General features: G+C 71.7%; 17 protein-coding genes. 3 read left to right on the plus strand and 14 right to left on the minus strand.

Going from position 1 to position 19,137, the window contains the following annotated elements; all coding sequences use genetic code 11:
- The 3 genes from E1294_RS11345 to E1294_RS11360 form a co-directional block, all read right to left on the minus strand.
- The gene (locus E1294_RS11345; RefSeq protein WP_246082948.1) at nt 1–975 is read right to left on the minus strand and encodes a C40 family peptidase; all 975 of its coding nucleotides are present in this window, start codon (nt 973–975) and stop codon (nt 1–3) included.
- Nucleotides 976–1,071: 96 nt separating this feature from the next.
- On the minus strand, nt 1,072–1,320 hold the full coding sequence (locus tag E1294_RS11350; protein ID WP_132507583.1) for a Rossmann-fold NAD(P)-binding domain-containing protein: 249 nt from the start codon (nt 1,318–1,320) through the stop codon (nt 1,072–1,074).
- 178 nt (nt 1,321–1,498) lie between these two features.
- Nucleotides 1,499–1,876, minus strand: coding sequence for a PHP domain-containing protein (locus E1294_RS11360; protein ID WP_220447669.1), 378 nt, complete (start codon nt 1,874–1,876; stop codon nt 1,499–1,501).
- 152 nt (nt 1,877–2,028) lie between these two features.
- On the opposite strand from E1294_RS11360, the gene E1294_RS11365 reads away from it, so the two are divergent.
- Nucleotides 2,029–2,571: a dihydrofolate reductase family protein gene (locus tag E1294_RS11365; protein WP_132507585.1), complete on the plus strand. Its 543-nt coding sequence runs from the start codon at nt 2,029–2,031 to the stop codon at nt 2,569–2,571.
- A 70-nt stretch (nt 2,572–2,641) separates the two neighbouring features.
- Here E1294_RS11365 and E1294_RS11370 read toward each other — a convergent pair whose 3' ends face one another.
- The 5 genes from E1294_RS11370 to E1294_RS52615 form a co-directional block, all read right to left on the minus strand.
- A complete protein-coding gene (locus E1294_RS11370; protein WP_132507587.1) occupies nt 2,642–3,250 on the minus strand; it encodes a response regulator transcription factor in 609 nt (202 codons plus the stop codon).
- Nucleotides 3,251–3,438: 188 nt separating this feature from the next.
- Nucleotides 3,439–5,796 carry a histidine kinase gene (locus tag E1294_RS11375; RefSeq protein ID WP_132507589.1) on the minus strand — a complete coding sequence of 786 codons (2,358 nt, stop codon included), beginning with the start codon at nt 5,794–5,796 and terminating at the stop codon, nt 3,439–3,441.
- A 77-nt stretch (nt 5,797–5,873) separates the two neighbouring features.
- Nucleotides 5,874–7,349 (minus strand): SagB family peptide dehydrogenase, encoded by a 1,476-nt coding sequence (locus E1294_RS11380; protein WP_132507591.1) that lies wholly within the window; start codon nt 7,347–7,349, stop codon nt 5,874–5,876.
- A 24-nt stretch (nt 7,350–7,373) separates the two neighbouring features.
- Nucleotides 7,374–9,623 (minus strand): TOMM precursor leader peptide-binding protein, encoded by a 2,250-nt coding sequence (locus E1294_RS11385; RefSeq protein ID WP_132507593.1) that lies wholly within the window; start codon nt 9,621–9,623, stop codon nt 7,374–7,376.
- A 5-nt stretch (nt 9,624–9,628) separates the two neighbouring features.
- Nucleotides 9,629–9,790: a hypothetical protein gene (locus E1294_RS52615; RefSeq protein ID WP_165977229.1), complete on the minus strand. Its 162-nt coding sequence runs from the start codon at nt 9,788–9,790 to the stop codon at nt 9,629–9,631.
- A gap of 508 nt (nt 9,791–10,298) precedes the next feature.
- On the opposite strand from E1294_RS52615, the gene E1294_RS11390 reads away from it, so the two are divergent.
- Together E1294_RS11390 and aroC are read left to right on the plus strand one after the other, a co-directional pair.
- A complete protein-coding gene (locus E1294_RS11390) occupies nt 10,299–11,174 on the plus strand; it encodes a LysR substrate-binding domain-containing protein (protein ID WP_132507595.1) in 876 nt (291 codons plus the stop codon).
- A 103-nt stretch (nt 11,175–11,277) separates the two neighbouring features.
- Nucleotides 11,278–12,453 carry a chorismate synthase gene (gene aroC, locus E1294_RS11395; protein ID WP_220447678.1) on the plus strand — a complete coding sequence of 392 codons (1,176 nt, stop codon included), beginning with the start codon at nt 11,278–11,280 and terminating at the stop codon, nt 12,451–12,453.
- A 79-nt stretch (nt 12,454–12,532) separates the two neighbouring features.
- Here the strand turns inward: aroC and E1294_RS11400 are convergent, their stop codons facing one another.
- From E1294_RS11400 to E1294_RS11425, 6 genes are read right to left on the minus strand one after another with little or no spacing between them, the layout of a single operon-like run.
- Entirely contained in the window at nt 12,533–13,768 is a 1,236-nt protein-coding gene (locus E1294_RS11400) for a sulfate adenylyltransferase subunit 1 (protein WP_132507599.1), read from the minus strand.
- Nucleotides 13,768–14,685, minus strand: coding sequence for a sulfate adenylyltransferase subunit CysD (gene cysD / locus E1294_RS11405; RefSeq protein WP_220447672.1), 918 nt, complete (start codon nt 14,683–14,685; stop codon nt 13,768–13,770). Before cysD ends, E1294_RS11400 begins: the two co-directional genes overlap by 1 nt.
- Nucleotides 14,682–16,550: a M20/M25/M40 family metallo-hydrolase gene (locus E1294_RS11410; protein WP_132507601.1), complete on the minus strand. Its 1,869-nt coding sequence runs from the start codon at nt 16,548–16,550 to the stop codon at nt 14,682–14,684. The genes cysD and E1294_RS11410 overlap by 4 nt, the downstream gene beginning before the upstream one ends.
- Before the next feature lie 13 nt (nt 16,551–16,563).
- Complete coding sequence (locus E1294_RS11415) at nt 16,564–17,334, minus strand: SDR family oxidoreductase (RefSeq protein ID WP_132507603.1); 771 nt, start codon at nt 17,332–17,334, stop codon at nt 16,564–16,566.
- On the minus strand, nt 17,319–18,290 hold the full coding sequence (locus E1294_RS11420) for a sulfotransferase (RefSeq protein ID WP_132507605.1): 972 nt from the start codon (nt 18,288–18,290) through the stop codon (nt 17,319–17,321). The genes E1294_RS11415 and E1294_RS11420 overlap by 16 nt, the downstream gene beginning before the upstream one ends.
- The gene (locus E1294_RS11425; protein ID WP_165977230.1) at nt 18,283–19,122 is read right to left on the minus strand and encodes a family 3 encapsulin nanocompartment shell protein; all 840 of its coding nucleotides are present in this window, start codon (nt 19,120–19,122) and stop codon (nt 18,283–18,285) included. Before E1294_RS11425 ends, E1294_RS11420 begins: the two co-directional genes overlap by 8 nt.
- Nucleotides 19,123–19,137: the final 15 nt, after the last annotated feature.

The following is a 19,137-nucleotide window of genomic DNA, read 5'->3' on the forward strand; positions in this document are numbered from 1 at the left end:
TCAGGGCCGGACCGCGCCGGCCAGGCGGCCCCGCCAGTAGTCGTCGAGGTCGACCACCTTGATCACGTCTCCGGTCTGCGGCGCGTGCACCATCTTCCCGTCGCCCGCGTACATCCCCATGTGCCCCAGCCCTTTGCTGAAGAGCAGGTCACCGGGCTCCACGTCGTCCAGGGGGACGCGGCGGGCGGCGCCCCAGCTCCACTGGCTCCACGTGGTGCGCGGCAGCTTGACCCCCGCGACGCGCCAGGCGGCCTGGACGAGACCGGAGCAGTCGAAGGAGCCCGGGCCCGTGCCACCGTACTGGTAGGGCTTGCCGACCTGGGCGAAGGCGAATTCGAGCGCCTCGCGGGCGTTGCCCGAGGCCGCCCCGGTGTACGGGATGCCGGGGCTGCTCGGGTTGCCCTTGTTGTAGATGCCCAGCCGGCGCAGGAGCTTGGTCTGCTGGTCGACCAGCTTGTCGGCCTTCGCCTTCTCGCCGCGCACCTTGTCGCGTGCGGCGTCGGCCTTGCGCAGGACGCTCCTGGCCTGGTCGCGCCGGTCACGCAGGTCCTTGGTCGCGACCTCGAAGGCGTGCACCTTCGCCGCCTCGGCCTGTGCGATCTGGTCGAGGGAGGCCATGGAGCCCAGGACCGCCTCGGGGTCGCTCCGGCCGGTCAGCCCGCTCCAGGCGGGGAAGGACCCGAGCCGGTAGTCGCGGGCCGCCAGCGCGGCGAGGTCCCGGCGCAGGCCATCGGCCCTGGCCGACCGGCGCCCGAGTTCGGCGTTGAGGGTGTCGTACGCCTTCTTCGCCTTCTTGTGGGCCTCCGTGGCCTGGTTGTACCGCTCGACCACCTGGTCGGCCTGCTCGTTGAGTTTCACCAGCCTGGCCCTGGCGGGAGACGGGTCGGCGGCGGCCGTGCCGGGAGCGCCGAGCATCGTGGCCGCCGCCAGCGCGACGGCCGTCACGGTCCGCCCGGTTCCTGCGGGAACGGCCACGGTGGACGCCTCCTCACGATCGGCAGGTCATGAGGAGATACGCGGGCCGCCCCGGAGGTGTTCAGCGACGCCGCGCGCGCGTCCCGGCGTGGCCGGTCAGCCGGATGCCGGCTCCGGCCACCGGTAGTCGACGCCGGTGAGCTTCTCGGACAGGTGCCACAGCCGCTGAGCGGTGGTGGCGTCGTGGAGTCCGGGAGCACGCGTGCACCGGGTGGGGGAGCCGTACGCGTGGAACGGCCCTCGCGGCACGATGAAGCTGCCTCCAGGCAGGTCCGCGGCGGTCGCCGCGTGAAGGGAAGGCTTGGCGCCGCTCTCCGCGGGGCGGAAGGCGACCCGCAACATCATGCGGACCAGCGTCCGGTAGAGCCGGCCCTTGCTGCTGTGGACGCCGGCCTACGACGTGGGCCATGACGGGCCAGTTCGCGGGCCGTGACGTAGCCGATGCCGCTGTTGGCGCCGGTGACCAGCGCCAGTCGGCCTGACTGGTCCGGGAGGGAGGGCTCAGCGCTGAAAGTCATGATCATTACCTCGGTGTGATCATGTGAGCACAATTCGGGCAGCGCAACCCTTGGGGCGCCGGGTCCTTCGCCCGCGACGATTCCAGCCAGGCCCGCGACTGGAGCCGGAACAAGTTCCGCAGCCCCTGCGCGTCCGCCGCCCACATGGTCATGTGCGTGTACAGGCCCGCGCCCCGAGACGTCATCCCCTCGCCGGTGTCGTCATTCGACCTGCGCAGGGCGAGGTTGTCGCTGTAGAACACCGGCTGCCGACGACGCCGGAAAGCGGGGGCGACGTAGGCTTCGATGCCGATGATCGGCTTGACGCCCGCCTTGCGCGCCGCATGGTAGAACTCGTACGCGCCGTGCACGTTGCCGTGGTCGCTCATGGCTACGGCGGGCATGCCTTGCTGCGACACCTCGCCCGGGCCACCAGTGGCTCCCCGAACCCGACCGCGCCGCGTTCTCCCTCAATTGATGTCCACCCTCGTGTCGATTCCGGGCTGTCCCGGTCGACGCGTCAGCAGAGACACCGGAACCCAGAAGAGAGACGACCATGCGAAAGATCATCGAGCAGGGTGTGGTGACGCTGGACGGCCAGATCAGCACCCCGCAGAACTGGCTGGGCACGTTCTGGGCAGGGGAGTTCGAGCAGCGCTCCCGCGACCTGATGTTCTCCGTCGACGCCCTGCTGTACGGGCGGCTCAGCTACGAGGCGCACGCACCGGTCTGGCCGCGGCTGGAGGAGGAGTTCGGCGACTACGCGGTGCGGCTGAACACCATCCCCAAGTACGTCGCCTCGACCACGCTGAAGGAGACCACCTGGAACGCCACCCTCATCGAGGGAGACGTCGTCGAGGAGGTCGCCAAGCTGAAGGAGCAGCCCGGCCGCGACATCCTGAAGGTCGGCACCGGCGGCTCGCTCAGCCGCACCCTGCTCAAGCACGGGCTGGTCGACGAATACCTGTTCTGGTTGTTCCCTGTGATCGCGGGCAGCGGCGGACGCCTGTACGACGGCATCGACACCACGTACCTGAAGCTCGCCGACGTCATCAGGCTGGACAACGGCATCCTGGGCCTCACGTACACCCCGAAGTGAGCCCCGCAGCCGATCGACCGCGCGGCGCGCCGGGAGCCCGCACGCCCCGGTGGCCGCCGCCGGACCCGCGTCAGATCCAGCCGGCCTCGGTCGCGATGCGGATGGCGTCGACGCGGTTCCTGGCGTTCAGCTTGGTGACGATCTTGGTGAGGTAGTTGCGCACGGTCCCCACCGACACGTGCATGGCGGCCGCGATCTCCGGCGGCTCCGCGCCGTCCGCGGCCAGCCGCAACACCTGGACCTCCCGCCCCGACAGCGGCATCTCGCCGACGTCCCACGCGGTCAGTGCGAGCTGCGGGTCCACGATGCGCCGCCCGGCCGCCACCTCGCGGACGGCCTGGGCCAGCCTGTCGGAGGGCTGGTCCTTGAGCAGGAAGCCGGAGACCGACACCGACAACGCGCGGCGCAGCGTGCCGGGGCGGCCGAGGCCGGTGAGGATCAGCGTGCGGCAGGTCGGCAGCTTCGCGTGGAGTTCCTCGGCCGCGGACAGGCCGTCGAGCACCGGCAGGTCGACGTCGATGATCGCCACGTCGGGACGGGTCTCCAGCGCCACGGGCACGATCTTGTCACCGGTGTCGACCTGGGCCACCACGGTCAGATCGTGCTCCAGGTCGAGCAGTGCGGCCAGCGCGCCGCGCACCATGTGCACGTCCTCGGCGAGGAGGATCTTCAGCGACAACAATGCCCATTCCCCTTGTTCACGCCCCAGCGGTAACGAGGGTCCCCGCCATCGTGCGACCGGGTGCGGCGCCACACGCCGAAATGCCCCTATCCGCCATCGGATCAGGCCACAGGTCCAACCGTCTGCTGCCCCGAATCGTACTCATCCTCGGGGAAGAGGCAATGCCACCGGCTCCTTACCCTCAGTCAGCCCTGGCTGTCAACCCGCGGTCTGAGAGCACCGGCGGGCGCGGTGGCCACCAGGTGGAATGTCCCGTCGTGCGCCTCGGCCGTGAGCCGCCCGCCGATCGCCCGCAACCGCCCTGCCAGGTCGCCCAGGCCGGTGCCGCTCTCCAGCACGGGGACCGGGCTCTGCCGGGCGCCGTCGTTGACCACCCTCAGGCACACCTCACGCCCGTCCCCGTCAGCCGTGATCCGGCACTCGGCGCCGTCGCTGTGGCGCAACACGTTGGCGACGGCCTCGCGCAGCACCATCGCGAGCACCGCGTCGAGCTCGTCGGGAATCGTGTCCGCTGCGACGTCCACGCGGGCGTCGATTCCGGCCGCGGTCAGCGTGGACAGGGCCGAGTCGACCTCCGCGGCCAGCGACATGTGCCGGTAGCCGCTGGCCACCGAGCGCACGCCGGCGACCGCCCTGCGGGCGATGTCGAGCACGTCCGCGATCTCCGACTTGGCCCGCCCGGCGAGCCGGGGCAGCAGGCGGAAGGCCAGCTCGGACTTCACGGTCATCGCCGACAGGTCGTGTCCGAGCAGGTCGTGCAGGTCGCGGGCGACCCGCAGGCGCTCGCGCGTCACCGCCATCCTGGCCAGCTCGCCGCGGGCCTGGTCGACCTGCTTCACCAGGCCGGCCAGGGAGCTGACGCCGAACACCACCAGCCCGGTCAGCAGCGTCGAGATCGTCAGATAGGCGCTCCATTCCAGCGGCTCGCCATAGGCCAGGGACAGCAGGAGCACGCCCACGCCGGCCGCCGCGTACAGGACCCACCGCCGCCACCCGGCCAGCGTGAGCAGTAACGACCCAGCCAGGAAACCGCCCATCGACCCCCATGGCATGGCGATCCACACCAGCGGCAGCACCGTGACCACCGCCTGCAGTGCCAGCGTCCCGGACCGGGCCCACACCGGCCACGAACGCGAGTCCCGCAACGACATCACGATCTGCGCGCCGACCAGGATCGCGACACACCCGACGAAGCTGGCCAGATTCACCGGCGGTTGCTCCAACGCGAGCACGTTGATCAAGAGCAGCAGGCCGTATCCGGCCAGCACCACGACGGTGACCAGCCGGGCCATCCGCAGGTGCCACGGCTGGGAGGCCACCTCGCCGGAGGAAGCGGTCTCACCCGGCGGACGCTCGGCCGTCCCTGACCGCAGCGGCGCCTCCGCCGTCAACTCGAACCATCCGTGCTCGACCCGGACCGCCTCCAGCGTGCCGCCGATGGCCGTCAACCGGGCCTCGAGGTTGCCCAGCCCGGAGCCGTTTCCGTACGGGGCCGCACCGGGTGACGGCTCGGCCCCGTCGTTGGCCACGCGCAGCCGCACCCGGCAGTCGTCCACCGCCACCTCGATCACGCAGCGCTGCGCCTTGCTGTGCCGCAACACGTTGGTGACGGCTTCGCGCAACACGACCGCCAGCACGGTCTCCAGCCTTTCTGACAGGCCCTCCACGGAGCTGCGGACCTGTACCCGCATCTCGGCGGCCGCCAGCATGGACTCGGCCGAGGCCAGCTCGGCGGCCAGCGACATGGGCCGGTAGTCGCCCACCACCGCCCGGACGTCCGCCAGCGACCGGCGGGCCACCTCCAGGACGTCCTGGAGCTCCTCGCGGGCCCGCTCGGCGGCGGCGGGCAGCAGCCGGTAGGCCAGCTCGCTCTTCACCGTCACCGCCGACAGGTCGTGTCCGAGCAGGTCGTGCAGGTCGCGGGCGACCCGCAGGCGCTCCTTGACCACGGCCATCCTGGCCAGCTCGCCGCGCGCCGCGTGCAGCATGTCCACCAGCGTCGCCAGGGAGCTGACGGCGTACACCATGAGCCCGGTCAGCAGCGTGAAGTACGCACCGTAGAACAGGCCCACCGCGTCGACCTGGCCGGGCGACAGGGCGAGCAGAACACCGCCACCGACCAGCGCGTAGAGCGCCCACCGGAACGGGCCCGTCACGGTCAGCAGCATGGACCCGGCAAGGAAGCCGGCGATGGTCCCGGCCTGCGGGCCGACCCAGAGAAAAGGGGCGAACGTCACCACCGCCTGGGCCGACAGCGTCAGAACCCGCGTCCGGGCAGGCCACGCCAGGCTGTCACCCGTCGAATGCGCGAGCTGCAGCAGGAACAACACGGCCAGGCACATGCCGAAACCCGTCAGGCCCAGCCCGCGCAGACCGTCGACCCAGACGAAGAACGAGACGTTGGCGACATAGCCGAGCAGCACCGCGATCGTCACCGCCCGAGCCATGCGCAGCGCGCCGAGCCCGCCTGTCCTGAGCTCCCCCTGTGACCTGGGAACCAGCCGTGCCAGCCAGCGCTGCGCGAAACCGGCCTCTCCAGGCATCGACTTCTCCTCCGAAGCCCGACGGGGCCCCCTCGTCGGCAGCCGGGGTCCGCACGCAATGTACAACAGATCCACGATCAGGTCAGCATGGCCCGCGCCCTGGCGGCCCAGTCGTCGTCGTTGACCGCGTACCGCTCCGCCGGGCCCTCGACGTCGGGCCCGGCGTGGTGGCCGATGACGAAGCCGCCGACGCTCGACTCCACGCGCCAGTCGAGGCCGAACACGCGGGGCGCGGTGTCGGTGTCGCCGTTGTCCATCCGGCAGACGGACAGCCTCATGGCGGTGCTGACCAGGGAGAGCGTCTGGCTCAGCGCGCCGACGTTCTTGAGCACCAGCGCATAGCTGATCCCGTCGTACTTCCACGACACCCTGCGGAAACGCGCGGTGATGAAGAGGAGCGCGGACGGCGTGCCCGCCAGGTTGGCCGCCACCCTGCTGGTCTGCAGCAGCTCGTCCGCGCCCGCCGGGTCGGCGGGGATCGGTTCGAGCCGGTGGCCGAAGGGGTCGTAGTGGAAGACGCCGCGCGGGATTCCGGCGCATCTGTCGATGATCGCGTACAACTCCAGCTCGTAGCGGCCTCCACTGCTCGCGTAGGGGCGGTCGCTGGTCGCGGTGGCCGAGCTCTCCAGCGACGAGCCGATCAGCGCCCGCACCCGGGCCGTCCGATACAGCAGCTCGCCGAGCTCCTCCGCCGTCAGCGGCCGCTCGGCGTGGCGATAGCCGGGTTCGGCGGCCTCGACCGCGGTGGTCAGCCGCGGGTCCGCCGCGGCCAGCCGGTCCCAGGAGGGGCGCGCCAGCGGGATGGCGGCCTCGGCGGAGCTCGGCTTCACCACGGGCTCGACGGCCCGCTGCTCACCCACGGGATAGGTCGCCCCGAAGTCGTGATCGTGCCGGCCCAGCGTGGAGCGGGTGTGGAACATGAGGTCGAACGGCGACCAGGCGACCAGAGCGGGGTCGCAGTCCTCCGCGAAGCGCACCGGCTGGAACGGATCCCCTTCCTCGGCCTGCACCGCCATGCCCGCGGCCATCAGGTAGGTGATCACCGAGTCGGGCTCCTGCTCGGCCGGGACGGCCGGCCGCATCAGCTCGCCGAGCTGGGCCATGGCGTCCGGCCGGTGCAGGATGACCCGGTGCAGCGACAACGGGGACTCGATGGAGCAGTGGTTGCCGTCGGTTCTGATCAGCGCGAACTTGGACAGCCGGACCGGGTGCACCAACGGCGTCTCCGGAAGCCGGAAGCGCGCCTGCTGGGTGAGCGGGATCACGGAGATCAGCGGTTGCTCCGGGTCGAGGCCGAACGAACGCACCACGAGATGCTGTAGCCGGTCGAGGAGCGCGGCCAGCTCCCGCCTGTCCGCGTCCTCGCGGATCACGTTGCCGAGAGAGATCGGCCCCAGGCTCATCCGCCGCATGGCCTCCAGCACGGCGGGTCGGGGACTCGGCAGGGTCGTGTCCTCCCAGCGGCTGTGCACCACCACGACACTGCGTTGAGGCACCGGCTCGACGTACACGTCCTCGCGGAAGGACCACAGGGGGAAGGGCCCTCTGGACATATCGCTACTCCATACTCGGATGGTTCACAGGAACAAGGGGATGGGATTGAGGTCCTCGTACGCCGTGGGCGCGGCGAGCCGGCCGAGGCGGACCGGCACGTCGTACAGCCGGCCGGGGGCGAACCGCGCCCAGAAGTGGCGCAGGCCAGGGACGATGACCTTGACCACCGGCATGCCGATGTCGGGGCGCGTCTGGTCGAGGACGAGAACCTCCAGGCCCTGCCTGCGGGCCAGCCCGAGCAGGTGCTCGATGTCGTCGCGCAGATCGTCGCGCGGTGTGTACGCATAGTCGGTCAGGTCCTTAGGGGGCCTGCGCCCGTCGGGGCGCAGGTAGGGCTGGTTCGTCGTCGTCGCCGTCCACCACCAGTGCCGGATGTGGTGGTCGGCCGGCCCGTAACCGGTGCCGTCGGCGCGGGCGCCCACGACGGACGGCAGCAGCTGCCCCAGCTCCGTCAGCGCGCGGCGCGCTGCCACCCGCGGGTCGAAGTGGGCGCCGAAGCCGAGCATGATGTCCTCGGCAGGCTTGTCGACGCGCCGGGAGACCGCCGCCATGACCGGCACACCCAGGTCTGAGGTGATGTCGAGAACCCAGAGCTCGCGGTTGAGACCGCGGTAGCGCCGCTGGAGGTCGGCGATCCACGGGTCGTCGAACGAGTCGAGGTCCACGGCGGGGTGGCTGGTGCGGTTGTACCACCACAGTGCTACCCCGTCGCGCTCGACCAATTCGAGGAAACCCTGGACGATCGCGTCCTCGACGCTGGCGCCCGCGGCGTTGCCGTTGGAGTCGGCGCGCAGCGATCCGTGGCCGTTCCTGGTGAAGTAGAGCAGGTCGGTGGGGAGCAGGCGGTGGCAGTTCGCGGTGAGCGACCAGACCGGGGTCCAGTCGATGACCTCCGTGCCGTCGAAGGGTTCCGGGACACGCTGGAAGGCCATGTTCGCCGCGTTCCAGGCGTCGCGGTCGTGGAACTGCCGGCGGTGGAAGAGCTGGCACGCGTCGGGATGCACGGCCCGGTCCGCGCCCAGGTCGTGGTAGCTGCCCCGCACTGTGGGCTCGTCACCGAGACGCGCGCCGCTATACCGCTCCACCGCCTCGCACAGCGCGCCGACCCTGGCCTCGAGGTCGGTGCTTCCCTTGCCGCCGCTCTGCTGGCGCAGGCCCATCCTGATCGCCGGGAGGCTGTCGTCGGCGAGGGCCAGATTCGGTCCTGACAGGTAGCAGTGCACGAAGGACGGGCTGCGGGGGTCGCGCTGGATCTCCTCGGTGATGCCGGTGACGGTGTCGGCCAGGTGCCGATACCGCTCCCACACCTGCTCGGGGGCCAGCGCGCGGTGACCGTTGCCGCCGGCGGCCGTCTTGTCCCTGGAGACGACGGCCACGGGCCTGGCGACGCGGGCCGCGACGAGGCCGGCGTCACCGCAGGCCGCGCACTGCGGGCGCCGGTCCACGCGGTGGCGCCCGCTCTCCAGCGACAGGGTGTCGAGCGTCCACACGGCGCTCTGTCGTTCGTCGCGCGAACCGGCCAGCCACTTGGCCGTCTCCAGCGCCGCGAGGTGCAGGCCCAGCGCGCGGGTGAGCGGAAGCGAGGCCTCCGGCGGGGCGACCAGGTCGCTCAGCGCCTCGCGCAGCCACCGCTCACCACGCCGGTGCCCGCGCAGCCTGGTCGCCAGGCAGGACCAGCAGGAGCCCGTCCCTGGCTGGAAGACCGGGCCGATCCACAGGTCGGCGCCCGTCGGCTTGGCCAGCAGCCAGGGACGTCCGTCCGCCAGCATGTCCGCGTTGACCCGCTCGAGTTCGGGGTCGAGATAGTCGTCGCAGAGCACCAGGGAAAAGGTCGCGGGCGCCTCGCCGACGGTGACGTCCATGGACCGCAGGGTCTCGGCCGCCTGGGCGGCGTCGACGCCGCCCAGCGCGAGCAGCCGGACGGTCGCCCGCGCCAGGTTCGAGACGGCCTGGTCGGCGTCCATGTGGGCCAGGTCCCAGTACGCCTCGGCCGCGGCGTCGCCCGTGGTGGCGGCGGGCCGGCGGGGCCCGACCAGGTTGGCCCGCGCCAGCTTGCCGATGAGCTGTCCCAGCTCGATCGGCGAGAGTCCTCCGTGCTCCTGCACCTCGGCCAGGCTGCGGCTGCCGTCGAGCAGCGGGGCGAGCGCCTGGATCCGCGGCCCGGACAGTGCGATCGTCTTCCGTGCCGAGGTGAGGTAGACGGCCTCCCCGGGAACGGTGGTCGCTCGCAGGTGGCGTTTGAAGCCGATCAGCGGAGGATTCGCCCGGTCCATGACATTCACCCGGTGTAGCTGGGAAGCGCGTAGAAGCCGGGGGCGGGGCGGTCGAGGTCGTCGATGCGGACGAGGTCCTCGACGTGGGTGATGGCACGCGGCTCCGTCCAGGAACCCATGACGAACTCGGTGACGCGCCAGTCGGTGTAATCGAGTGTGGTGGTCATCGCAGCCCCCTCGGGGTCAGGTGTGGTGTTCCGACGCACCAAAGTCTGGAGCGGCGGCCCCGGCGGGCATAGTTTTCGCGTCACTTCCGGAGTGTGAAAGATTCACACTCCGCCCGTGGCCATATGTGTAGGCTCCTCAGATTTTCTCGACCTAGGCTCGCCGCATCCATATCGAAAGATTGGGGGAGACGTCATGCGACAGCTCCAGATCAGCAGATCCCAGAGAAATCGCACGATCCGCCGGTCGAAGAAGACCTGCATCCGAAACTCTCTCGACCTCGACACACGCACCCCGAGCGGCGTTCCCCTGCCGTACTGACCGGCGAGGACCCCGATGCCGCCGCCGGCGGCAGCCCGTTGAACGGGGTTCGCGCCGGGAGGGACGGCGGATTCGCCACGGGAGGTGATGTGGACGAGAAACCGGGAAACTCCGGGGGCCGGCCACGCCGCTCCCCGGCGGTTTCCGCTTTCACATCCGCAACGGTAATTCGCTGGAACGGAAGGGAAAATGTATCACGATCTGCAGATAAACCGCCTGAGGGCTCTGGTGACCGTCGTCGACCTCGGCGGTTTCCGGCGGGCGGCGGAGGCGTTACACGTGACCCAGCCCGCCATCAGCCAGCAAATCCGTCAGCTCGGCAACCTCGTCAAAGGGCCCATCTTCATCTCCACCGGGCGGGAGCTGCGGCTCAGTCACCAGGGCGAGGAACTCCTCGGGTACGCCCGCAGGATCGTCTCCCTCAACGACGAGGCCGTCGACCGGTTCGTGCCGCCCGCGGGGAACGTACGGGTGTCGATCGGCATCGGCGACCAGCTCGCGGAGGCGCTGCCCGACATCCTGCGGCTGCTCACCAGGGGCATGCCGCACGCGCAAGTCAGCGTGCGGACCGGACTGAGCGAGTCGCTGGAGGGCCAGGTGATCACCGGCCAGCTGGATCTGGCGCTGCTGCTGCAGCCGCGTTCGCCGCGCGCCTCCGCCACCGGGTACGAGCTCGGCCACATGCGCATGGACTGGTTCGGCCAGCCGGCGCACGGCGAGGGGGCGGCGCTGCCGCTGACGCTCTTCACCGAGCCGTGCACGCTGCGCAGCCGCATCCTGGAGGCGTTCGACGCCTCCGACGTTCCGTGGCGGGTCGCGTACGAGGGGTCGGAGCTGGTCGGGTTACGCGCGGCGGCGAAGGCCGGACTGGGCGTGGCCTGCCTCATCGCGAACGGCGACGAGCTGTGGGGCCTGCCGCGCACGGTCAGGTTCTCGCTGCCGGACCCGCCCGGCCCCATCCCGGTGACCCTGGCCATCTCCACCGGGGCGGCGACGCCCAGCTTCGTCAAGATCGCTAAAAAGGCCCTCCAGAACGCCCTGCGCGGCTACCCGTTCGCCGAGTGAGGCCCCTCCTCGCGGCCGGGCACCGTCGCGGGGACCCGTACGAGCACGTGCCCGGGTTGTGCGGGCACGCCACTATCGGTGAAGGAGAGACCCGTTGAGCAGACTGCGCTGGCTGACCGCCGGAGAATCGCACGGCCCGGCCCTCGTGGCGACGTTGGAAGGACTTCCTGCCGGGGTGCCCATCACCACCGGCATGGTGGCGAGGGCGCTCGCCCGCAGAAGGCTGGGCCACGGCCGGGGCGCCCGGATGAAGTTCGAGATGGACGAGGTGACCTTCATCGGCGGGGTGCGGCACGGGCTGACCCTGGGCTCGCCGGTGGCCATCATGGTGGGCAACACGGAGTGGGCGAAATGGGAGCACGTCATGGCGGCCGACCCGGTGGCCGCGCACGTGCTGGCCGGGGTGGCCCGCAACGCCCCGCTGACCCGCCCCCGCCCGGGCCATGCCGATCTCGCGGGCATGCAGAAATATGGATTCACCGAGGCCAGGCCCGTGCTGGAAAGGGCGAGCGCGCGTGAGACCGCGGCCCGCGTCGCGCTGGGGACCGTGGCTCGTTCCTATCTCATGGAGACGGCGGGCATCGAGATCGTCTCCCACGTCGTGGAGCTGTCCACCGTCAGGGCTCCCCACGGCCTCCTGCCCGCCCCCTGCGACGCGGGGGCGCTGGACGCCGATCCGGTGCGCTGCCTGGACGCACGAGCGAGCGAGGCGATGGTGGCCGCGATCGACAGGGCACGCAGGTCCGGCGACACGCTCGGCGGCGTGGTCGAGGTCCTGGCCTACGGCGTCCCCGTCGGGCTCGGCTCCCACGTGCACTGGGACCGGCGGCTCGACGCCCGGCTGGCCGCCGCTCTCATGGGCATCCAGGCGATCAAGGGCGTGGCGCTGGGAGACGGGTTCGGCCTGGCCAGGGTGCCGGGCTCGCGGGCGCACGACGAGATCGTGCCGACCCCTGAAGGCGTCCGCCGTACGTCGGGGCGTTCCGGCGGCACCGAGGGCGGGCTGAGCACCGGTGAGCCGCTGCGGGTACGCGCGGCGATGAAGCCGATCGCGACCGTGCCCAGGGCGCTGGCCACCGTGGACGTCACCACCGGCGGCCCCGCCCAGGCGCACCACCAGCGTTCGGACGTGTGCGCCGTCCCCGCCGCCGCAATCGTGGCCGAGGCCATGGTGGCCCTGGTGCTGGCCGACGCCGTTGCCGAGAAGTTCGGCGGCGACTCGGTGGCGGAGACCCGCCGCAACGTCCAGGGCTACCTGGCCCACCTGCCCATCGCCTGACCCGCCAGGCCGGCAACCGATGGACGGCGCGCAGGCGGAAGCCGGGACCCCGTCGCGCGGGTCCCGGCTCGCGGACACGTCAGCCGCGGACGACCCCCGCGGCGCGGGTGGAACCGTCGTCCGGATCGATCAGCAGGCAGGCGCCGGTCGTGCGCGACTCGGCGTACGGGTCGACCGCCAGCGGCGCCGCCGTACGCAGCAGCACCTCCCCGATCTCGTTCACCGCCAGCACGTCCGCCGCCGGGTCGCAGGTCAGGTCGTCCAGCCAGGCGCAGGGCGAGATGTCCTCGACGACGGCCTGGACCGTGCGGGTGCCGTGCTTGACCAGCACCCGCTCTCCGAGCGCCAGCGCCCGATCGTGCAGGTGACACACGGTGACGTCGAGCTCGCACGTCAGCTCGGGAGCCGCGTTGGCGGCGACGATGAGGTCGCCCCTCGACACGTCGAGATCGGCGTCGAGGGCGACGGCGACCGACTGTGGCGCCCACGCCACGGGCGCCGACGTGCCGAGCACGTCGATGCCCGACACGGTGGCGCTGCGCCCGCTCGGCAGTACGGTGACCCGCTCGCCCGCGCGCAGCACGCCGCCCGCGATCTGCCCGGCGTAGGCGCGACGGCCGCCGGCGCGGATGACGTACTGGACGGGCAGCCGCAGCGCGGCGCGCGCGGGATCGGCGCCGGCGGGCACCGTCTCCAGCAGCTCCAGAACGGTGGGGCCGCCGTACCAGTCCATGTTGGGCGAGGGCGTGGCCACGTTGTCGCCGGTGAGTGCGGAGACGGGGATCGCCGTGACCTCGTGGATGCCGAGCCTGGTGGCGAGCGCGGTGAACTCTTCCGCGATGCCCGCGAAGGCGTCCTCGGAGAACCCGGCGAGGTCCATCTTGTTCACCGCGAGCACGACGTGCGGGACCCGGAGCAGGGCGGCGACGGCGGCGTGCCGCCTGGTCTGCGCGCTGATGCCCTTGCGGACGTCCACGAGCAGCAGCACCAGCTCCGCGCCGGACGCGCCGGTGACCATGTTGCGGGTGTACTGGACGTGGCCGGGCGTGTCGGCCAGGATGAACCGCCGGCGCGGTGTGGCGAAGTAGCGGTAGGCCACGTCGATGGTGATGCCCTGCTCGCGTTCGGCGCGCAGCCCGTCGGTGAGCAGGGCGAGGGCGGCGCCCTCGTGGCCCTGACGCCGCGAGGCCGCCTCGATGGCCTCCAACTGGTCGGCGAGGACCGTCTTGGTGTCGTACAACAGCCGGCCGACCAGCGTGGACTTCCCGTCGTCCACGGAGCCCGCGGTCGCGAAGCGGAGCAGCGTCGTCTCCATCAGAAATATCCTTCCCGCTTGCGGTCCTCCATGGCCGCCTCGGACGCCCGGTCGTCGGCGCGCGTGGCGCCCCGCTCGGTCAGCCGGGACTGCGTGATCTCGGCGATGACCTCCGCCACGGTGGTGGCCTCCGAGTCGACGGCGCCGGTGCACGACATGTCGCCGACCGTGCGGTAGCGCACCAGCCGCTCCTGCACCGTCTCACCAGGTCTGGGGCCGCCCCACGGGCCGGGGGCCAGCCACATGCCGCGGCGCTGGAACACCTCGCGGCGGTGCGCGTAGTAGATCGGCGGCAGCACGATCTCCTCCCTGTCGATGTACTGCCAGACGTCCAGCTCGGTCCAGTTGGACAGCGGGAACACCCGGACGTGCTCGCCGGGGACGTGCCGGCCGTTGTACAGGTTCCACAGCTCGGGCCGTTGCCGCCGCGGATCCCACATGCCGAACTCGTCACGCGGCGAGAACACCCGCTCCTTGGCCCGCGCCTTCTCCTCGTCCCGGCGGCCGCCGCCGAAGACCGCGTCGAAGCGGCCGGCGGAGATGGCGTCCAGCAGCGGCACGGTCTGCAGCTGGTTGCGCGAGCCGCCCGGCGTGTCGGCGAGCTCACCGCGGTCGACGTAGTCCTGGACGCAGGCCACGTGCAGGCGCAGCCCGCGCGCGGCGACGATCCGGTCCCGGTAGTGGATGACCTCCGGGAAGTTGTGCCCGGTGTCCACGTGCAGCAGCGGGAAGGGCGGCGGCGCGGGCGCGAACGCCTTCAGCGCCGCGTGCAGCATGACAGCCGAGTCCTTGCCGCCGGAGAACAACAGGACGGGCCGCTCGAACTCGCCCGCGGTCTCCCTGATGATGTGGACGGCCTCCGCCTCCAGGGTGTCCAGATGGGACAGCAGGTGGAGACCTTCGGTGGTGATCGTCACGGTGTCGTCCTCTCTCGTTCGTTGACCCAGCTCGTGACCGCCGTCGCCAGCACCGCCCTGGCCTTCCTGAACTCGGTCGCGTCCAGCCGCTCCCCGGGGGTGTGATCGAGCGCGGCGTCGCCGGGGCCGTAGGCGACCATGGGAACGTCCTGCCAGGTCGCGGCGAGGGTGTTCATGTCGCTGCTGCCCTTCTTCGCCAGGAACCGTGGCGTCGTCCCCGCTTCGCGGAAGGCTCGCGAGAACGCCTTCACCAGCGCGTTCGTCCTGGGCGTGAGCACGCCCGGGGTGGCCCTGAGCACCTCCACGCCGACCGCCTCGCCGACCTGCCGCACCAGCGCGACCAGGTTCTCGACCGGCGTCTCCTGCGGCACGCGTACATCGAAGACGGCCTCCCCTTGCTGCAGATGTCCGGCGTTGACCGCGTGGATGCCGAGCACGGCCATCATGGCCTTCGGCGAGGTGTCCGCGATCGCGTCGCGCAGCCGGCTCAGGACGTGCACCATGCGGTCGGCGGCGGTGACGACGCCTTGGCCCGCTGTGTGGCCGACCGGCTCGGCGACGCTCAGGCGTACCTTGAGCAGGCCGTAGTAGCCGATGGTCAGCGCCTCCGCGCCGCTCGGCTCGCCGATGATGACGGCGTCGGCCGGATAGTGGTCCCGGACGAAGCACGCGCCGCGCGCGGTGTTCTCCTCCTCGACCGCGCCGATGACACGGACCTGCGCGTGGCTGGGCACGTCCATCTCGGCCAGGGTCTCCAGGAACGCCACCAGGCTGCCCTTGGCGTCGACGCAGCCGCGGCCCGACAGGGTCTCGCCGTTCCAGTGCACCGGCCAGCGGTGGGCGACCGTGTCGAGATGGCCGAGCATCAGCACCCGCTCCGGTCCGGAGCCGCGGGTGGCGACCAGGTTGCCGACCTCGTCGATCTCGGCGTGGATGCCGTGCTCCGTGCACCAGTCCACCAGGAACTCCGCGAGCTCCCGCTCGTCGTACGAGACGGAGGAGATCTCCACGGTCCTGGCGAGCAGCGACAGGTCGCCGGCGGGCGCGGGCGCGCGCCAGAAACGGGTGCCGGACGCGGGTGACAGGATGTGCGGCCCGGTGATCGCGACGTCCGCGGTGCCGGTCAGCGCGATCTCTGCGGCCCGCACCTTCTGGCGCATGCGACCCCGCGCGTACGCCTGGCCTTCGCCGCGGATGGCGTGCTGGATCCCGCTGGCCGGGTCCGCCGGATCGGCGAGCAGGCCCGCCGTGCCGGTGACCAGGCGCAGGTGGTCAGCGTCCAGCGCGTTGGCCAGCTCCGCGGCGAGCACGTCGGCGTCCACGTTGAGCGCCGTGCCGCCCGTGGCGTCGGAGACCGGCGGAGCCAGGCACACGACGTCGAACACCTCGAGCAGCTGGTTGACGCAGTCGACGTCCACCGCGCACACCGTGCCGGCGCGATGGTCGCGCACCACGCACATCCGGCCGTCGATCTCGGCCCGTACCGGCGGATTGGCCAGGGCGGACACCAGAGCGCCGGTCTGCGCGACCGCGGTGAACACGCGCAGGCCGCGCTCGGAGAGCGCGTGCCGCACGCGGGGGAGGGTCACCTGCTCGTAGGCGGCGACGATGTGCGGAATCTCCGCGGGCGGGCAGTAGCGCACCTCGCCGCCGCCCAGGCGCATCGTCCGGACGAGCCGGCCGATGTCGGCGTAGTGCCGGGCGATCCCGGCCGCGCCGCCCGCCACGAGCAGCAGCCTGGCACCGCGGGCACGCAGGCCGGCGACCTCGTCGAAGACCTCCTCGTGGTCCAGGCTGGCGCTTCCGATCTTGATCACGTACAGGGCCGCCTTGCGGGTGCTGGCGACGTGTCCGAGCACGGACATCTTCGGCTCCTCTTCAGCTGATGCCACGGGTGTTGCCTCCGTCGACAAGCAGCACCGTTCCGGTGACGTACGAGGCCTGCTCGCTGGCGAGGAAGGCGGCCAGCGCGCCGAAATCCGCCACGTTCCCGACCCGCCCGAGCGGGATCCGCTGGGCCACGCGGGCCAGCTCCGTCTCGACGTCGGCCCCGAACTGCACGTCGAGAATGGGTGTGCGGTGGAACCCCGGTGCCAGGACGTTGACCGTGACGCCGCTGGTTCCGAGGACGTGGACCAGCCCCTTCATGTAGCCGAGCAGGCCGAGGCGGGCGACCGACGACAGCCCGCTCTCCGGGTGCGGCTGACGTACGGACTCCGAGGCGATCATCAGGATCCGGCCCCAGCCGCCTTTCCTGAGCATGGGCAGCGCGGCGAGCGTGAGGCTGACGTGCGGCAGCAGGTTGGCGTCCACGGCCGCGCGGTAGTCGGCGACCTCGAAGGCGTCCACCGGGCCGAACGGCACACCGCCCGTGTTGGTGACGAGGATGTCGATCCCGCCGAAGGTGGCGGCGGTCCGCTGCACCCAGCACGCCGCGGCGCGCTCGTCACGCAGGTCCACGGGGACGCTGAGCACGTCTCCCTGTCCCATCGCGTTGACCTCGACGTGGGCCTGGGCCAGCTTGTCCGGATCGCGCCCGCAGATGGACAGGTTCGCGCCTTCGGCCGCGAGCGCGCCGGCCACGGCGAGCCCGAGGCCGCTGCTGGAGGCGGCCACGAGCGCGACGCGGCCCTTCAGCCCGAGATCCACGACGCGGCCTCCTCGATCGGCAGGAGCGGGTAACCGTAGCGGGCCAGCAGCGGCAGGGCCGGCCCGGTGGCCGCGACGATCTCGCGCGCGGTCAGCCCGGCGCGCCAGCGCTCGTCCGCGCGGATCACGGCCTCGCCTGTGGACAGGCGGTCTGGGTTGCCGGTCACCGTGTGGTTGCTGCCGAGCGACACCCGGCCGGTCCCGTCGACCGGCGCGTCGCCGTCGAGGCCCGCGAACCGCATGATCGTGCCGACCACCCGGCGCGGGTCGCGGCACAGGTCCTCGTGCCTGACCCGCAGATAGCGGCCAGGGTGCGCGCGGCCGATCAGCTCGGACGCGAGGTTAAACGCGGTCCAGTAGGCGCTGCTGCGGGCCGGGCTCATCGGGTCGATGTAGTCCTTGGCCCGCTTGTAGGAGTACGCGGTCGGGCGCGGGTCGCGGACCATATGCAGCACGCGCACGTCGAGGTCGGACCGGCCCAGCAGCGCCGCCGCCTCGGCCGGGTACTTCGAGCCGTCCACGATCAGCCGCTCGCCGCCCAGCCCGGCGAGCCTGCGGTAGATCGCCGCAGTCCGCGCGAGGGTGGCGTCCACCGTGTCCACCGTGCCTGCTGCGTCCGCTGTCGGCACGGCGTGAGCCGTCCCGCGCGACCCGGTGAGCCGGGCGCGGATGTGACGCGTACGCAGCAGCGCGTGCTGCGCGCGCACCATGCGCCTGGCCGTCTCGTGGCGGCCGTCGCCGCCCTCGGCGAGCACGCGTGACCAGAGGCCGCACGACGTGACGTCGCTGCCGCACCCGCAGGTGGAGTTCGTCCCGGCGCCGAGCACGCCGTTGCGCCACAGGTAGTGCAGCTCGCCGACGTGCAGGACGCCGGGCAGCTCGCCCAGGACGTTGCCGAGCAGGGTGCTGCCGCAGCGCATCCAGCCAGTGATGTACAGGACTCTCGGGTCAGCCATGGTCACCGCCCCACGACAGCGTCATCAGGTGCTGGGGCAGCCGCACGGCCAGTCCCACCCGGGTGGTGGCGTGGACCATCCGGCCGTCGAGCGTGATGTCGGCCACGCCGGGGATCAGCAGCGTGGCCGCCGCGCTGAAGTCGCCGAGCAGCAGCCGGTCGCGCGGGATCATGCGGGTCCTCGACACCTTGATGCCGGCCGTGGCCAGGCGGGAGAGGGCGCCGAGGCGGACCAGCTCCCAGTAGACGAAGGGGTGCGCGACGATGCCGTCGCAGGATCCGCCCGTCTCCTCGACGTGCGCGGCGGCCGTGGTGACGGCCTCTTCGAGGCTCTGGTCGGTGGTGGCGCGCCGGATGCCCGGCTGGTCAAGAAGCCCGGTGATCGCGCCGTCGGCGGTGCCGTGCAGCAGCGACTCGTTCTCCACGACCGAGAGCCGGACCAGCACCCGGAAGTCGATGTAGTGCGCGAGCAGTGCCGGGTCGTCGAGGAGCCCGCCGGAGACGGGCTCAGGGAGCGGCAGCGTGACACTCAGGTCGGTGAGCCGCGCCTGGGCCAGCCGTGGCGCGAACGCCGCCTCGGGCGTGGCCGCGTACGACGTCCCGGCCGCGCCGAGCTCGCCCGCCGGCGGCTCGTACACGAACGTGTACGGCTCGTCGGCCACGTCCGCGGTTCTCAGCAGGTGCCGCACCGTGTATCGGGGCCGGGTGGCGAACAGCGGGAAGGCGGCCGGCAGATGGCTGCGGAAAGGCACCGACGTGGCCCCTTCTGCGACGGCCGAGGCGAAGAGCGCACCCGGGGTGGCCTCGGTTCCGAGTCCGGGAGTCGTCAGCATGGGAACTCGCTTTCC

Origin of the sequence: Nonomuraea diastatica, assembly GCF_004349015.1 — a bacterium.
GTDB classification, from domain to species: domain Bacteria; phylum Actinomycetota; class Actinomycetes; order Streptosporangiales; family Streptosporangiaceae; genus Nonomuraea; species Nonomuraea diastatica.

What these genes read in the sequence shown, in the direction of transcription:
- E1294_RS11400 (WP_132507599.1), bottom strand. Translation starts at nt 13,768, where the DNA reads ATGGAGACGACGCTGCTCCGCTTCGCGACCGCGGGCTCCGTGGACGAC.
- E1294_RS11365 (WP_132507585.1), top strand. Translation starts at nt 2,029, where the DNA reads ATGCGAAAGATCATCGAGCAGGGTGTGGTGACGCTGGACGGCCAGATC.
- E1294_RS11420 (WP_132507605.1), bottom strand. Translation starts at nt 18,290, where the DNA reads ATGGCTGACCCGAGAGTCCTGTACATCACTGGCTGGATGCGCTGCGGC.
- E1294_RS11360 (WP_220447669.1), bottom strand. Translation starts at nt 1,876, where the DNA reads ATGCCCGCCGTAGCCATGAGCGACCACGGCAACGTGCACGGCGCGTAC.
- E1294_RS11410 (WP_132507601.1), bottom strand. Translation starts at nt 16,550, where the DNA reads ATGTCCGTGCTCGGACACGTCGCCAGCACCCGCAAGGCGGCCCTGTAC.
- E1294_RS52615 (WP_165977229.1), bottom strand. Translation starts at nt 9,790, where the DNA reads ATGACCACCACACTCGATTACACCGACTGGCGCGTCACCGAGTTCGTC.
- E1294_RS11390 (WP_132507595.1), top strand. Translation starts at nt 10,299, where the DNA reads ATGTATCACGATCTGCAGATAAACCGCCTGAGGGCTCTGGTGACCGTC.
- E1294_RS11375 (WP_132507589.1), bottom strand. Translation starts at nt 5,796, where the DNA reads ATGCCTGGAGAGGCCGGTTTCGCGCAGCGCTGGCTGGCACGGCTGGTT.
- E1294_RS11380 (WP_132507591.1), bottom strand. Translation starts at nt 7,349, where the DNA reads ATGTCCAGAGGGCCCTTCCCCCTGTGGTCCTTCCGCGAGGACGTGTAC.
- E1294_RS11385 (WP_132507593.1), bottom strand. Translation starts at nt 9,623, where the DNA reads ATGGACCGGGCGAATCCTCCGCTGATCGGCTTCAAACGCCACCTGCGA.
- E1294_RS11350 (WP_132507583.1), bottom strand. Translation starts at nt 1,320, where the DNA reads ATGATGTTGCGGGTCGCCTTCCGCCCCGCGGAGAGCGGCGCCAAGCCT.
- E1294_RS11425 (WP_165977230.1), bottom strand. Translation starts at nt 19,122, where the DNA reads ATGCTGACGACTCCCGGACTCGGAACCGAGGCCACCCCGGGTGCGCTC.